We start from the raw sequence: 15,249 nt of genomic DNA, 5'->3' as shown, positions 1-15,249 counted from the left end.
TCCCCGCAGTATGATCATGGAACTACAACTCGGGGAGGCACTATGAATCTTACATCCTTTTTAATCTATTGCATTGTGGTTACCTTCACACCAGGACCCAGCAATATTGTCATTTTATCTTCCGTGCAGCACGTGGGTGCGCGCCAAACCATGCGTTATGTATGGGGAGCCACAGTGGCGTTTGGTATCCTGCTTGCCGCATCCGCCTTTCTCAACCATCTCCTGGCCGGTGTTTTGCCTGGCATCCTGCATGTGATGCAGATCGTAGGCAGCCTGTATATGCTGTACCTGGCCTACCAGATCTACAAGATGGGTTCTTCCGAGGAAGCACCCAAACAGGCCACCGGATTTCGGAGCGGATTACTCATGCAGTTTGTGAATCCAAAGGTGATTCTGTTCACGTTCACTGTTATTCCCAGCTATGTACTGCCCTATTATGACTCCTCGCTGTCGTCGCTTCTGTTCGTCTTGCTTATTACAGTGATTGGATTTCTGGCCTTTTCCAGCTGGGTCGTTTTCGGCTCGGTCTTCAGGAAATTCCTGCAAGATCATCAAAAAGCTTTTAGTATCGCGATGGCGCTCTTTTTGGTATACTCAGCCATTATGGTATCGGGAATCATTTAGATCGGAGGGGTGTAAGAAGTGGAGCTGTTCAACTATAAAAAATCGTCAGATATTCTGGCCCTCTCGGCCAGTTTTACCGATTTTACGTATAAGAAGCATTGCCACGAGGAATACGCGGTTGGCGTGACACTGCGCGGTATCCAGCAATATCACCTGGACGGTCACTATCAGGCTTCCCACCAAAACGGTGTCATGCTATTTAATCGGGAGCAGTCCCATGATGGCAGCTCTTACGACAAGGCCGGAATCGACTACGTCATGTTGTATCTGAAGCCCGACGTGGTAGAAGAGATTCTCGGGAGAAAAGAATTGCGTTTCTCCACCCCCATCGTTTACGATCCCGGGCTGGCACGAAGCATTCTTATGCTGAACAATGCCGTTCAGAATGGACAAGATGAAGCCAAATGCAGTGAACTGCTGTTCGGCCTGGTACATCTGCTGTCCCGGTCGGAGATCGACACCAACACTTCCGGACCGCGTGACGGCCTTGTGAGAAAAGCAAAAGAAATGATGTTCTGCAGATTTGATGATGTGCTGAAGCTGGATGACCTCTGCTCTGAATTTAACATGTCCAAGTTCCAGTTTATTCGTGAATTCAAGTCACAGGCAGGTATATCCCCCTACCAGTTTTTCCTGAATTGCAAGGTTGAACGTGCCCGGCAAGCTATAGAAAAGCATAAGGACGTTTACTCCGCTGTAGCGGATTGCGGATTCGTGGATCTGACGCATCTAAACAGACACTTTAAGCGTGTCTTTGGCGTTACTGCGTATGAATATATGCTTCAACTTAACTGAGCCGCAAGGCCTGCATGAACTGAAATTCCCCACACGAGATTTGCACAGTGTGGGGAATTTTATGATCTCGAATTACTCCATTCGGGCCTGGGATCACCGCCTGAATCCGGATCTTTTCTTTCTTTTCCAGACCCACGCTAACACTATTCCCGCTAAGAGAAGACCTCCGGCATATCGAAAGAGATTCACACTCAAACCTCCGCCACTCTTTTGAAAGTCATCCTCGGTTACGGACTTGCCGGGACCCAGAAGCTTCAACGTCTCTCCGGCTTCAGAGAGAGTCAAATTACCACTACATAGATCGGTGTGCAGCCTGCCGTCTTTTTCTTTCTGATATGCGAATATTAAATAGGACTGATTGTGTTCAAACTGAACTCCGCATGAACTGGAGCCGCTATCATCTGCCATGATCCTCATTTTCTTGGCATGAACGCCCTTCCAGGCCTTGTCTACCTCGAAGGTGTATTCTCTGAATCCATTTTGGCTGAATATTGGAGTAACACCTCTTTTGACTACTTTCCCCGTAAATGCCGTTGTGGCACCTTCCAGCCTTTTCGGAATCTCAATGTAAGCACAGCTGCATGCATATGCCTTCTCTCCAGGGAATACCGTTAGCCCAATGGCAACCATAAACAGGATGATCATAACGAATGAGATGCCCTTCATCTTCCACCTCCGTTCTCCATCTTTGCCCCAAATTTGTATTATCTAACATTTTTAACCACTTAAATATTTATTGTAAGATTATAGCATAATACGAATATCGTATGACTGATTTACATATGAAATTCAGACATCTTGGAGGATCGCGACATTTGATACAGCAAGAAAAAAAGAACTTCTCCATCCCACTGCTTATAGCAGCATTAAGCCTCACCATATTTGCACTGATAGCCCTGTCCATCAGCGATAACCAGATCCACCAGTTTGATGATAACCTGATCGGATGGATTCAGGGGATGGAAGCACCCGGCATGACCAAGTGGATGCAGGTGTTCACCTGGATTGGGAGCGGATTGCCTGTCATCATCATTACGATCATTTCCATGATTGTATTGTATCTTTTTTTGGGACACAGACGGGAACTTCTGTTTTTGGCAGCGGTCATCGCAGGTTCAACATTGCTGAACACCCTGTTGAAACTGGCGTTTCAACGTGCAAGACCAACCATTCACCGCATTATAGAAGCGAGTGGATACAGCTTCCCGAGCGGACACTCCATGGCGGCGTTCAGCCTGTATGGCGGCCTGGCTTTTCTGATCTGGAAGCATATCCCTACAGCGACAGGCCGTGTGTTGATGATAATCGTAAGTGCAGCCTTTATTTTGACCATCGGCATGAGCCGGATTTATTTGGGTGTGCATTATCCCAGTGATATTGCCGGAGGTTACTTTCTGAGCGGCAGCTGGCTGGGCATATGCATTTGGTTTTATCAGCGTTATTTGGAGCGAATGTCCCTGCTTCATTCCAAACCTCTGACATAGGACGCTGCAATTGGAATATATCTAAGACCCGCCATCCTCATATCGAGGTGAGAGCGGGTCTTTGTTCATTCTTTCTATTCCTGAATACCATCCTGAACAAGATTCAGCTTCACTTGAGCACAGATGTCCATCGTGCCGTAGTCCTTATAAAACGTTTCATTACTCCAGTGGTGCGTACGGCTTCTTACATACTCTCCATATGCGACCGGATCTACATTTTCCTTCTGACACTTCCGTATCAATTGATTGATTTTGGATGCCAAATAACTTTGCATTTCGGTTTCCAATTCCTTCATCTGCTTACCGGATAACAGGAAATCATTCCGCGAAGCCTTGATTACGGAAGCATTAATGTGAATGGTCGTATTTAGGGTCGTTGCCGGTGGTTCTGAAGCCATCCCATGCTTTACCGAGGAAGACAAAATTTTAATCAGCGCATCGTTCTCTGTCATTTCAGACGATTGCTTCTGCGCTCCCTCCACCGGATGGATCGGTGCCAGAAACTTGCCATTCTTGGCGTCCTCTGTGAGCAGTTTTAAACAAAGCCCCTCTTCCTCGCTCAGCTGAAGTTCAGCCTTTTCCCCTTTAAATACCACCAGGCCATCCAGAGCCACTTTTCCCTGATCGTTCAATCGTAGTCGCGGGAGGTAGATATCCTGCCCTTTGCTAAAATATTGGAATAACGTTTGATGCAGATTGAAATGAGGCAGGTTGGCAAAATTGGAGTTCTGCTCGATCAATTTCATCAGATACAAGGGATCATGAGCCGGAATGGATGCCTTAATAATATCCAGCGCTTTTCCTTCTGCCACAGCAAACTGCATACGCCTGGACACACGGGTATTGTGGGACAGTACGCGCAGAATATCGCCAATGCCGTGGTTTGCATAGGCCTCCCCCAGCACCATCATTCTTAATTGACCATATTCAATCGGCTCTTTTGCCTGCATATTCATTCTTGGCATGACATCAAAGCTGTTCGTTGAATCGATCTCCAGCAGCTCGACATCACTTTTGTCTTTGTCGGTATACTCCCCGATGAGCACACTGTTGTGAATCTGATTATCTTTCCGGTCATACGCGGAAGTAAGGACAAGACTGATTTCGTTCACAATGCTCGTATCCTGACAGGAGCTGAGCAGCAGCATCGCCATTCCGGCCAGTATTATTTTGGATAGTCTCATCATCCTCTCTCACTCCTCATCCAGCTGATTCGCTTGGTGGATCTTGCCTGGTTTGTAACGGATGATGGAAAGGGGCCTTAAATAGCGGGGCCTCGTATCCGTCTGCTCATAGGAAGCACGAATCAGGCTGTCTTTCAAATCACGGAACTGCATGGGATAAAAAGGAGCCATATAAGGCGATCCCAGCGATTTTAATCGCGACAGATGGACCAGGAGGAAGCAGAGTCCGATCGCGATGCCAAATGCCCCCCAGATGGCAGCCAGTATAATAATCGGAAATCGCAGAAAACGAATGGCGTTGGACATTTTATAGATCGGTGTCACAAAGGAAGCCAGCGCTGACAGGGATACAATAATGATCAGCACATTGCTGGTAAGTGCGGCCTCCACCGCTGCCTGTCCAAGAATAATCCCGCCGACAATACCCAGCGTCTGTCCAATACGGTTCGGCAGCCTAGCCCCGGCTTCACGCAAAAATTCAATGGTGGTTTCCAGAAATATAACCTCCACCAAAGGAGGGAACGGTACATTTTGTCTGGACGAAATCAATTTGCCAAGCAGCTCTTTGGGTATCACTTCGTAGTGAAAAGTCATCAATGCCACATAGAGAGCGGAGGCAAACAGGGAGAAAATGACACCAAAAATGCGGATTAAGCGAAAAAAGGAACCGAGCGCCCAAGGCAAATAATAATCTTCCGGCGAAACAAAAAAATCAAATAACGTTGATGGACCCGTAATAGAGCTTGGCGAGCCCTCGCTAAAGACCGCAACCTGCCCTGTAATCAGGGCAAAGATCACTCTGTCCCTTCGTTCTGTCGTCGTAAACAATGGAAAGGGCGTGAGTGAATTATCGGCTATAAGCTGGTCCAGCTGCGAGGTATCCAGTACAGCGTCAAAATCAATTCCTTTCAGCCTCTCCTCCATCCTGCTCACGTTCTCAGGGTGCGCTATGCCATCCACATACAGAATGGCCACTCTGGATTGGGATAATGAGCCCAGTGTCATCTCCTTGACGATCAGATTGGGCGTCCGCAGCTGCATGCGGATCAAATGCAGGTTAACCGGCAATGCCTCGACAAATCCGACCTTTGGGCCGATGACACTGAATTCATTTTCCGTATCATTATCACTTCTGACCCCTTCCTTACCGGGCATGGGAACAAGGAGCGCCTCCTGGATTTGATCGCACTGACGAATTAGCAGGTCGCCTTGAAGAAGGGCTTTGACCATTTCCTCGTTTTGATCGGTAACTTTGGTTTCCTCTATGGGAATATGTGAGAGCACGTCATGCAGATTCAATTCTTCGCTTGAAGGGATACGTTCCTGCAGCGAATGAATGACGACTTCCAATAGGTGGCTGTCCACGAGCGTTTTATAGTAACAGATCTCAACTGACATCCCGGATACCGTCATGGTACTTATCATAAAATCATCGGAACGGCGGCATGGGTCCAGCGGGTCTTGTGGTGACCTGGACCCCTGCTTCACATCATTGACAGGTGAATTCATGCTCCCTCTCCTTTATGCGGATCTGACATATCCTGATTACCAGTGTGACCCCCCAGATTTTTCCGGATCAAGGAGAACAGAAATACGAGTGGGACATATATTAGAATCAATATTTCGCCCATTCTGGTGTACAGCTCGGTAACCTTATCAATATCCACAGTGTCACGAATAACAAACAACAGTACTGCGAAAATAACCATGGCAAATTTCAGGCCTAGACTGGGCTTAATCGATCTATCCAGCTTCAGACAATGGCAAGCAGCCCACAGGCCCAATGTGATGATGGACAGGATTTTAAGCAGCCAAAACGATAACACCAGATACTCCATTCGCTGGATCAAGGGCATTTCAATAATGCTGATGAGGCTCAGGGTTGGCCATAAATGTTCTTTCATCTGTCCATGACTGAAGTACATGAAAGAATAGATGAAGAAAATCAGATACACTATAGTTGCAGTGACCACCGCGGCATAAGCCCATTTGAGCGAATGTCCCGGAGTCTTGATGAAAGGGTAGACTACCAGCAGAATGCCGCAGCCGATAAATTCATGGAGCATGTCCCGTGTGGACAGCCATAAGGAGGCGACATCATGATCCAATACAGGAAGTAGATTTCGGGGATGAAGATAGGAAGAGACCAGAAATGTCTGGGGAAATACAAATACAAGAATGAAGAGGGTTCCCCAAAGACACATCCCACTTACCGACTGAATTCCGCCCGAAACACAGTAATAGATAAGTACCAGGACCACCATGCCCAGCAGCCAGTTATTTTGCGTTGGGAGAATCCATAGCTGGATAATATGAATATAGGAGCGATAAGCTACGAAGGAGCCCAGCATAAAATATACAATAAAGATCCAATTCAGGATCGAACCTGCAATTCGGCCCCAATAGCGTTGATTGATATGAACCAGAGAGGATTGATCGGGGGATTGGCGAGACAGCAGAACAAACATCATTTTCATAATGATGGAGATGATGACAGCCGCGGCCAGAATGCTGATCCATCCATCTTTCTCTGCCCCTCGCAGCATTTTATACTGAAAATTCATCAAACCGACACCAACCAAACTTACATAGAGCACAAAAAACAGATGAATGGGCGACATGCTGTAGCGGTTCCCGGAAGTGTTCACAGAGTTCTCCCCTTTTCTGAACGAATCATTTGAATCTGCTGAAATGATCACGTCTTGCGTTCACTGCACTTATGTTCAGTTGCTTGAGTTAAGTATGTAAATAATTCAACTTTTTATTCAAAAGCAAACACCCGCCTATTCCCTTCGAAGGAACAAGCGGGTGCGATATCTCTTTTTTACTACATTAATCTACAGCTCTTCGCCATTGGATTCAATGACTTTTTTGTACCAGTGGAAGCTCTTCTTCGGCGTTCTGCTAAGGTCGCCGTTTCCATCATTATCCTTGTTCACATGAATGAAGCCATAACGCTTCTTCATCTCTCCGGTCGATGCGCTGACCAGGTCAATACATCCCCACATCGTGTAGGCGATCAGATCCACTCCATCAGCTACCGCTTCTTTCATTTGCTCAATGTGACCTCTCAAATAATCAATGCGATAGTCATCCTGAATGGAGCCGTCTTCCTCTACCACATCGACTGCACCCAGACCGTTCTCAACTACCATCAATGGCACCTGATAGCGATCATACAGATGATTCAGTGTGTAACGCAATCCTTTTGGATCGATCTGCCATCCCCAGTCGGAAGCTTCAAGGTACGGATTTTTGATCCCGCCCAGCAGGTTGCCTTCTGCTCTCTCCAAGGACTCATCCGCACTTTCAACCAGGGACATATAATAACTGAAGGAGTAGAAGTCCACGCAGCCCTCACGCAGGGTTTGCTCGTCTTCCGGCTGCATTTCGATCTGAATGCCCTGCTCTGCGAAGAAACGTTTGGCGAAACCAGGATATGCCCCTCTCACCTGCACGTCTCCGCAGATCATGTTGGAAAGCTGATCCTTCTTCTGTGCGAGCAATATATCGTCTGGATTACAGGTGTTCGGATAGGTTGTCATAAATGCGACCATACAGCCGATCTGAAAATCGGGGTTAATCTCGTGTCCAAGCTTGACTGCCTTCGCACTCGCCACGAACTGGTGATGCAGTGCCTGAAAGCGGGTCTGTGGATCGTCAATGCCGTCCGTCAACGTTTCTTTGCCTTCAAACAGGATGCCAGCCGCCATATATGCTCCCATCGGCATGGTCAGACAGTTGATCTCGTTAAACGTCAGCCAATATTTCACCTGGTCCTTATAACGGTTGAACAGGGTTGTACAATATCGGGTATAACAATCGATTACTTCACGTGATGCCCAGCCGTTATACTTCTGGGTCAGACCAAATGGTGTCTCATAGTGAGAGATGGTCACCAGTGGTTCGATGTTATATTTTTTCAGCTCGGCAAAAACATTGTCATAGAACTGCAGTCCCTCTTCGTTTGGCTCCAGATCATAACCGTTCGGATAGATCCGCGACCAGTTGATGGACATGCGGAACATTTTGAAGCCCATCTCTGCCATCATGGCAATATCCTCTTTGTAATGTCCGTAAAAGTCTACGGCCTCATGGCTCGGATAATATGTGCCCTCTTCAAGTACTGGGGTGATCCGCCGCGGAGTCGTGTGGGTTCCACCCGTCATCATATCGGATGTACTCGGGCCTTTGCCGCCCTTGTTCCATCCGCCTTCGAATTGATTGGCAGCCGTAGCGCCGCCCCAGTAAAATCCGTCTTTCATTTTCATGATAACTCCTCCTTTAATTTGACTCACTTTCAAATATCAGTTCTTTTGGTACGCATGTGAAGTAGCCGTTTCGGCTACGAATCGTTCTTCCGATCGCTGTTATCCTCGTATTTTCTTTTATTATCTTTTCTAAGGAAAAAATCCGAGAATAAAGGCGAACACCTTGTTTCTCCAGAATCGATTTCGTCCCCTCCACTACTTTCACATTTAGTGAAATACTGATCTCATTTTAAATCCTGTTAAATTGATATGACTTTTACACCAGTGTAGCATTCATACCCTGACACCTGTTGTCATGGTATAATCAAGGCATGGAAAATAACCGATTATTTCGAATGCTGCTGCTGTTACTAGAAAAAAAGAAAACCACAGCTCCCGAACTGGCCCGTTTGTTCGAAATCTCGGTACGCACGGTTTACCGTGATATTGACAGGCTGAGCGCGGCGGGAATTCCCGTTTATACCACTACGGGCAAACACGGTGGCATCCATCTGATGGATAACTATGTCATGGACAAGTCCCTGCTGTCTGAAGAAGATCAGAATGAAATTTTGCTTGGGCTGTACAGCATCAGTGCCATTCCCCACCTGAACAGTGTCCATATGCTTAAACGACTGACATCCATGTTTGATCACAAGCTGGACTGGATCGAATTCGATTTTTCCCCATGGGGTAGTATCCCTGTGCAGGAAAGAGAAATGTTCAACCTGGTGAAGCAGGCCATACTGACCAAGCAAGGGATGACATTCAACTATATCGACTCTGACGGAGAACCAAGTGTGGAGACGATTGCACCGATCAAACTCATTTTCAAAAATAGTACATGGTATATCGAAGGACAGGACGAAAGCAAACCCCCTCATACCGAAAGACAGACATTCAAGATGAAACGGATTTCCGAGCTCCGTTTGCTGCCAAGGCTGCAGGAGCATCGTTCAGTCTCCGCTGCAGCCGATGTGGAAAAGACTACTGCAAACGCTCCTCTATCCCTGGAATTGTTATTTTCAAGCACCATTGCTTATCGGGCACATGATTTTTTTGAACCTTCCCTAATCGACAAGCAGCCGGATGGCCAGCTTCGCGTGACGCTGGACATTCATGAAGGAGAGCGACTGTATTCGTTTCTGATGTCATTTGGCGCAGAACTGACTGTGCTTAAACCTCCACATGTCAGACAGGAGCTGCTCCACCGACATATGAAAGCCGTTCAACACTTGCAAAAAGTCATTCAAGACAGCATGAAGCAGAATGAGTGATATAATGAAATCCTGAGCATCCAAGGGCTATATGAACTTCAATTCATCCATTTTGTAGAGGAGGTTTGTCCATGCAAGACATCAGACGCAACAATGTGGAACGTTTCAAAGGCTTCGGTACGTTATATGACCAGAATCGCCCGTCTGCACCGACAGAGGTCGTGGAAATTCTGAACACCTACCTCGGCACCAAACCGAGATTGGTTGCAGATGTGGGTTGCGGTACCGGATTATCCTCATGGATCTGGCTTAATGAAGCTGAACGAATTATCGGTATAGAACCCAGCGATGACATGAGAGCTGTGGCGGAGGCTAAATGGGAGGCGGCGGGCAAGCCTGACCATCTGCGATTTGTATCGGGGTTGTCCCATGAACTGGGGCTGCCGGACGGCAGTGTTGATATCGTGACATGCTCCCAATCGTTCCACTGGATGGAGCCGCAATCGACACTCCGCGAATTCGCACGTGTACTGCGGCCTGGAGGCATTTTTGCAGCTTATGACTGTGACTGGCCACCTGTCCTGGATTGGCAGCTGGAGCAAGCTTATCAGCAGTTGATCGCCGAAGCCGATGAGCAGGCTTCCCGTCTTGAAGCTCAGGAAAATCAGGCGCATAAATGGAGCAAGGACGAGCATTTGCAGCAGATGAATCAATCTGGCCTGTTCCGCTATGTCCGTGAGATTGTGTTTCATCACCATGAGACGTTTGATGCGGATCGTTACGTACATCTGGCACTAAGCCAGGGCGGCTTGCAAACCGCTCTCAAGCTGGGAGCAGATGAACTGTTAACCGCTGCAGAAGAGTTCAGAGCGCTGGCAGCACGGATATTTGACGGACAATCGAGAACCGTACTATTTTCTTACCGCATGCGCCTGGGTATCATCTGATATTCTCATCACCCACTATCCAGACTCCACTCGAGAAGAAAGGCAGTGAACCGCTTTGAATGATTCGAATGTCCTGCAGCAAAATCGAGCCTTCATTTTACAATGTTTGGATGCGTACTTCGACTCCCCTCACCGCGAGATTCTGATGTCCCATCCGGCCAAAACGGAGGAGGAGGACTACGGCGTGCCCGTGGAAATGCAGGATGGAGCGGTGGATGAAGAAGGTTGGGTTCGTTGGAGAATGCTTCCTTCGACGGTAACGGAAGACCAGATTCGTGAGCTTGAGCAATCCTTTGAATTACATGTTCCCATCCCGCCGCTATACCGTGCCTTTCTTAGCACCCGGTATGTACTGAATGTCTATCTCCGTTACGACGATTTCGTCATTGGGCTGCCGAATCTGCCCTCCGATCGTCCATTAGAGGATTTGCATGGACTATGGTCAGCCTGGAAACCACTAATTTCAAAAGGCTACGTTCCATTCGCTACATATGAAGATGATGCCGGACCAGTATGCTGGGATATCCGTAACCCCCACGGGGACGAGGATTACGCTGTCGTTTGGTTTGATCATGAGTTTCTGGTGAATGATGAATCACCAAGCCGTAAACAGCTGGAGGGTTGGGCCAAACCCCTTTTTCCTTCATTTCGGGATATGCTCATTCCGCTTGCGTCCAGCCATCATTCATAACTTCAAAAGAGTAGAGATAACTTCAATAGAGATCCCATAAGACGGTTCCTCTTGAGAGAGAACAAATGAAACGGTTTCCGTTTCGGGGACAATTGTTTTACAATAAGGAAGTATGTACACGAGCATCTGGCCTGGATGCTGACACTAGAGTTGATTATGAAAGGATGCAAATGAATGATTATTAAACCAAGAACGCGTGGTTTTATTTGTACAACTTCCCATCCTGTAGGTTGTGCCGCACAGGTGCAGGAACAGATTGAATACGTGAAATCCCAACCGGCACTGAAGGGGCCACGTAACGTGCTCGTTATCGGCGCTTCTACCGGATACGGACTCGCGTCACGTATTGTCTCCGCGTTTGGCGCAGGAGCAAATACGATCGGTATTTACCGCCCAAGCAGCTCCACGGACAAACGTACCGCTTCCGCAGGCTGGTATAACTCAGCTGCATTTGAGAAGGCCGCAGAAGAAGCAGGCCTGAAATCGTACAGCATCACTGGAGACGCTTTTGCAAACGAAACGAGAGAAAGAGCGGTTGAGCTGATCCGCAGTGAATTCGGCCAAGTTGACCTTGTGGTCTACAGCGTGGCGTCCGCACGGCGTACCGATCCGAACACTGGAGAAGTTTCCAACTCGGTGCTGAAGCCGATTGGACAATCGTACACCAACAAAACAGTCAACTTCCATACGGGCGAAATCACTTCCGTTACCCTTGAGCCTGCAACCGAAGAAGAGATTCGCCAAACTGTAACGGTAATGGGCGGCGAAGATTGGGAACTGTGGATGGATGCACTGCAGCAAGGCGGCGTGCTGGCTGAAGACGCAACCACGATCGCTTTCTCCTATATCGGTCCTGAACTGACGCAGGCCATCTACCGTGAAGGCTCTATCGGCCAGGCCAAGGATCATCTGGAGGCGACGGCACACAAGCTGAATGACCGCATGAGTGCTACAGGTGGGCGTGCCTATGTGACCGTAGCAAAAGCCCTTGTGACTCAATCCAGCTCCGCGATCCCTGTCGTGCCGCTGTACATCTCTGCTTTGTACAAAGTCATGAAGGAAAAAGGGCTGCACGAAGGCTGCACCCAGCAATTGCAGCGTCTGTTCGCAGACCGTCTGTACGCTGGAGGAGACGTTCCAACGGACGAACAAGGACGCATCCGCATTGATGATTGGGAGATGAGAGAAGATGTTCAGGAAGAAGTGGCGAAACTTTGGAATGAGTTGACCACGGAAAACATCTACGATCTGTCTGACCTTGAAGGGTACCGCCGCGAGTTCTTCCAGCTGTTTGGTTTTGAAACGGATGGCGTGGACTATGAAGCAGACGTGGATCCCAATGTTGAAGTACCGCATCTGCGCTAATCAAAGGTAACAGGGTACGCTAAACCTAATGAATTAAGGCATAACAAAAGGAGAGCCCGGGGCTCTCCTTTTGTTATGCTCAGACTTGTGGAGTGAATCGTCTTATCCTTGAATCCATCTCAGCATCAGAGTGACTTAAGCTGTTTCTTTAGCGTTTGTGGCGCGGTCGTTTCCACCGTGATGGATTGCGCCCCATGCATGCTGGCGAAGAAGGCAAGTCCCTCCCGAAAATCCGATATCCATTCCTCCACCGGGGGGGCACCCTCTTCCATTGCTAACAAACGTATCGTGAGTACGCCCGTTTTACGGTCCAGCCTGGGGTCCATCCGACCGATCAGTCGATCTCCATGAAGAATGGGCATGGCATAATAGCCATAGGTTCGTTTGGATTCGGGGGTATAAATCTCCCACTTATAATGGAAATCAAACAAATCTACGATCCGTTCCCTTCTCCACAACAAGTTGTCCAATGGAGGTAAGAAGCGAACCGGACCTGAGGGCTCATAATGTGGTTCTTCCTGTTCCATCTTCAAAAGCATCTCTTCATCTTCTGCTCGAATATAGTAAGGCGTCCCTACTCCCTCGATTTCCAGCGGAATCAATCGTCCATCCGCCACTCGTGCAGCGATCTGAGCACGCCGTTCAGCCGCGCTCCATTTCAGCCATCCGAGTCTGGGATCACGGGTATCCACCACCCGATAGGCATAAATGTATTTGTCCAAAAGCGCTTGGTGTTGTGTATGAGCATCCCGTTCTTCACTTATGTGAGGTACCTGCTGATGCAGATCTGATTCAGTGATCTGGAAGTATCGTTCATTCCCTTGTCGTGCAACCACCCGGATGGCTGCGGTATCCAGAAGCAGGTTCAAAGCAAGGCTTGTATCCTTGGTCTTTGGTGCATCTGGACGATCCCAATATCCACTGACTCGATCAACCGCACGAAACGCTTTGGAGGGTAATGGTCCTTCCTCCGCAAGGCGCTGCAGCACATGCTGTACCGTTCCTTCCAAACCTTGCAGGGATGGAGCCAGCCGTTCCCTCAATCTTGCACGTACAGGTTCGAAAAGTGCGTAGTCCTCTATTGGGATGACACATGCGGCATTGGCAAAATACTCGAATACTTTGTGATCACTGAGCAATGTATGTAAATATCCCGGAGTGTACCCCGGATCACGGGCACCCAGCACCAAATGCTGGTTTCCGGCTACTGCGGCAACCGGATCGATCTGCACGCAGCCTAACGTACGAATCAAATTCATGACCTGATCCGGACCGGACGGTCTCCCTGCTGCCGGCCAGCGTTCCAGCAATAATTGGGTGTGCAGCAAAAAACGCCGAACAGCTGTCTTTGTCGTGCGCATGGGGGTGGTCATATGTATTATTCGTCCCTTCTAACAGGATTCATGGTCATGCAGGCATTCGCCAGATATATCCATTTTATCAGTCTTTAATGAAGCATTCCAACCAGGATGTGTACAAGGAAGAATTTTTTATGCGCTCATGCATACCCGTTGGACAAAATAAAAAGAAGCACCACCATCCTGGATGATCCGCTTCTTGTGTTTGACCTTTTGCAATTTCTCCTGTTTGGTTGGCATGAGACGCACATGCTGGGATAATGCACCATAATCCCCGTTCATTCTCCGGCTCTGTTCCGGGCAATACTGTCCTGACCGTTCTGCTCTGCGTAATGCTTTTTGGGTTTGGGTACGTGCCATAACGTATTCACACACTCCTTTGATTGATATACACTCAATATATCATGTGCAGGCAAACAAGTGGAAGTGAATCATGCCTACTTTCATCAAAAAAAGGCCCCACTGGGGACCTCTGAAATTGCATTTACCATTTTAAGCTTAGCGTGTAACCCGCTTCCGCTTGGATTGCCAAGTTTCCACAGGCTCCTGATCATCTTCTTCAATCCGTTCCATGGCTTCTTCCACTCTTCTCGATTTGAACAGAACGATCAATTCCATCAGATCTTCGCGGTCCAGCAGCTTTACACCATTTACCGCAGCCAGCGTCCGGCAGGCTTCCGTGTATCTTGCCGAAGTCAAGACGATCGAGCGGTCTGCTTCATAATAACGCATTGATGTATAGATTTCCTGTACCGCGCTTAGTCCAACGGGATGATTCGCTCCGTAGCGCTTCGCCTGAATGACATTACGTCTGCCCAACCGGTCCATAAAAACAAGATCCGCTCCAAAATCCCGGCTGCTGGTCGTCTTATGAACCTCATTATAGCCAAGCTGTTGAAATAAATGAAAGAGATACAGCTCAAATTCAGACCCATCTTCCATTTTATCGATATCCTTAATCGAAATCTTGCGGGGATTCGCTTCACTTCGTATGCGCTGTCCCCGTCTGATGATTCGCCGAATCACCCAAGCAAGCAGCAATAATACAACAATCGATCCGATCACCCAGGGGGTGAAGTTGTCATTCCAGTTCATATCTTTTCTCCTTGTTCATCCCTCTACCTAAATCATACTTGTACACATTCAATCATGTTTACCGCACTAAATATAGCAAACTTCCACCCTAATCGGAAGAAGATGAATTCCCTGTAACCGTTAAACTTCACAAAACAAAGATAATACCATACCTTATTGATAAAAGGTTACAGTCTATCGGGTTGAATTCCAATTGTATTAAATGGTAGAATTCAACAATCGGTTCTATTTTGAACTGA

The 15,249-nt window shown here is 47.9% G+C and carries 15 protein-coding genes; 7 read left to right on the top strand and 8 right to left on the bottom strand.

Annotated features, from left to right (window positions below):
* Window positions 1–42 precede the first annotated feature (42 nt).
* Entirely contained in the window at window positions 43–624 is a 582-nt protein-coding gene (locus AAIH57_RS15825) for a LysE family translocator (protein ID WP_175397253.1), read from the top strand.
* A gap of 18 nt (window positions 625–642) precedes the next feature.
* Window positions 643–1,419, top strand: coding sequence for an AraC family transcriptional regulator (locus AAIH57_RS15820; RefSeq protein WP_175397252.1), 777 nt, complete (start codon window positions 643–645; stop codon window positions 1,417–1,419).
* A 93-nt stretch (window positions 1,420–1,512) separates the two neighbouring features.
* On the opposite strand, the gene AAIH57_RS15815 is transcribed toward AAIH57_RS15820, so the two are convergent.
* A complete protein-coding gene (locus AAIH57_RS15815) occupies window positions 1,513–2,085 on the bottom strand; it encodes a hypothetical protein (protein ID WP_430022293.1) in 573 nt (190 codons plus the stop codon).
* Window positions 2,086–2,234: 149 nt separating this feature from the next.
* Here AAIH57_RS15815 and AAIH57_RS15810 point away from each other — a divergent pair, with 149 nt between their 5' ends.
* Window positions 2,235–2,903, top strand: a complete 669-nt coding sequence (locus AAIH57_RS15810; RefSeq protein ID WP_246310985.1) for a phosphatase PAP2 family protein — start codon at window positions 2,235–2,237, stop codon at window positions 2,901–2,903.
* A gap of 74 nt (window positions 2,904–2,977) precedes the next feature.
* Here the strand turns inward: AAIH57_RS15810 and AAIH57_RS15805 are convergent, their stop codons facing one another.
* From AAIH57_RS15805 to AAIH57_RS15790, 4 genes are all read right to left on the bottom strand, one after another.
* A complete protein-coding gene (locus tag AAIH57_RS15805; protein WP_430022291.1) occupies window positions 2,978–4,090 on the bottom strand; it encodes a Ger(x)C family spore germination protein in 1,113 nt (370 codons plus the stop codon).
* A gap of 6 nt (window positions 4,091–4,096) precedes the next feature.
* Window positions 4,097–5,596 (bottom strand): spore germination protein, encoded by a 1,500-nt coding sequence (locus AAIH57_RS15800; RefSeq protein ID WP_430022289.1) that lies wholly within the window; start codon window positions 5,594–5,596, stop codon window positions 4,097–4,099.
* On the bottom strand, window positions 5,593–6,735 hold the full coding sequence (locus AAIH57_RS15795) for a GerAB/ArcD/ProY family transporter (protein WP_430022287.1): 1,143 nt from the start codon (window positions 6,733–6,735) through the stop codon (window positions 5,593–5,595). Before AAIH57_RS15795 ends, AAIH57_RS15800 begins: the two co-directional genes overlap by 4 nt.
* Window positions 6,736–6,924: 189 nt before the next feature.
* Window positions 6,925–8,358, bottom strand: coding sequence for a glycoside hydrolase family 1 protein (locus AAIH57_RS15790; RefSeq protein ID WP_413035959.1), 1,434 nt, complete (start codon window positions 8,356–8,358; stop codon window positions 6,925–6,927).
* 311 nt (window positions 8,359–8,669) lie between these two features.
* Between AAIH57_RS15790 and AAIH57_RS15785 the strand changes: the two genes are divergently transcribed.
* From AAIH57_RS15785 to fabV, 4 genes are all read left to right on the top strand, one after another.
* Window positions 8,670–9,614 carry a helix-turn-helix transcriptional regulator gene (locus tag AAIH57_RS15785; protein WP_430022285.1) on the top strand — a complete coding sequence of 315 codons (945 nt, stop codon included), beginning with the start codon at window positions 8,670–8,672 and terminating at the stop codon, window positions 9,612–9,614.
* A gap of 71 nt (window positions 9,615–9,685) precedes the next feature.
* Window positions 9,686–10,501, top strand: coding sequence for a class I SAM-dependent methyltransferase (locus tag AAIH57_RS15780; protein WP_430022283.1), 816 nt, complete (start codon window positions 9,686–9,688; stop codon window positions 10,499–10,501).
* Between the two features lie 55 nt (window positions 10,502–10,556).
* A complete protein-coding gene (locus tag AAIH57_RS15775; RefSeq protein ID WP_430022281.1) occupies window positions 10,557–11,192 on the top strand; it encodes an SMI1/KNR4 family protein in 636 nt (211 codons plus the stop codon).
* Window positions 11,193–11,366: 174 nt separating this feature from the next.
* Window positions 11,367–12,557: an enoyl-ACP reductase FabV gene (fabV, locus tag AAIH57_RS15770; protein WP_175397243.1), complete on the top strand. Its 1,191-nt coding sequence runs from the start codon at window positions 11,367–11,369 to the stop codon at window positions 12,555–12,557.
* A 125-nt stretch (window positions 12,558–12,682) separates the two neighbouring features.
* On the opposite strand, the gene AAIH57_RS15765 is transcribed toward fabV, so the two are convergent.
* The 3 genes from AAIH57_RS15765 to AAIH57_RS15755 all read right to left on the bottom strand — a co-directional run bounded on the left by AAIH57_RS15765 (window position 12,683) and on the right by AAIH57_RS15755 (window position 15,010).
* On the bottom strand, window positions 12,683–13,930 hold the full coding sequence (locus AAIH57_RS15765) for a winged helix-turn-helix domain-containing protein (RefSeq protein ID WP_430022279.1): 1,248 nt from the start codon (window positions 13,928–13,930) through the stop codon (window positions 12,683–12,685).
* Between the two features lie 117 nt (window positions 13,931–14,047).
* Window positions 14,048–14,275 carry a hypothetical protein gene (locus AAIH57_RS15760; RefSeq protein ID WP_175397241.1) on the bottom strand — a complete coding sequence of 76 codons (228 nt, stop codon included), beginning with the start codon at window positions 14,273–14,275 and terminating at the stop codon, window positions 14,048–14,050.
* A gap of 138 nt (window positions 14,276–14,413) precedes the next feature.
* Complete coding sequence (locus AAIH57_RS15755; RefSeq protein WP_430022277.1) at window positions 14,414–15,010, bottom strand: restriction endonuclease; 597 nt, start codon at window positions 15,008–15,010, stop codon at window positions 14,414–14,416.
* Window positions 15,011–15,249: the final 239 nt, after the last annotated feature.

Source organism: Paenibacillus sp. MABNR03 (genome assembly GCF_050455445.1).
Taxonomy (GTDB): Bacteria; Bacillota; Bacilli; order Paenibacillales; family Paenibacillaceae; genus Paenibacillus; species Paenibacillus xylanilyticus.
Note: the sequence above shows the minus strand (reverse complement) of the source record. Positions and strands in the feature narration are given on the sequence as shown.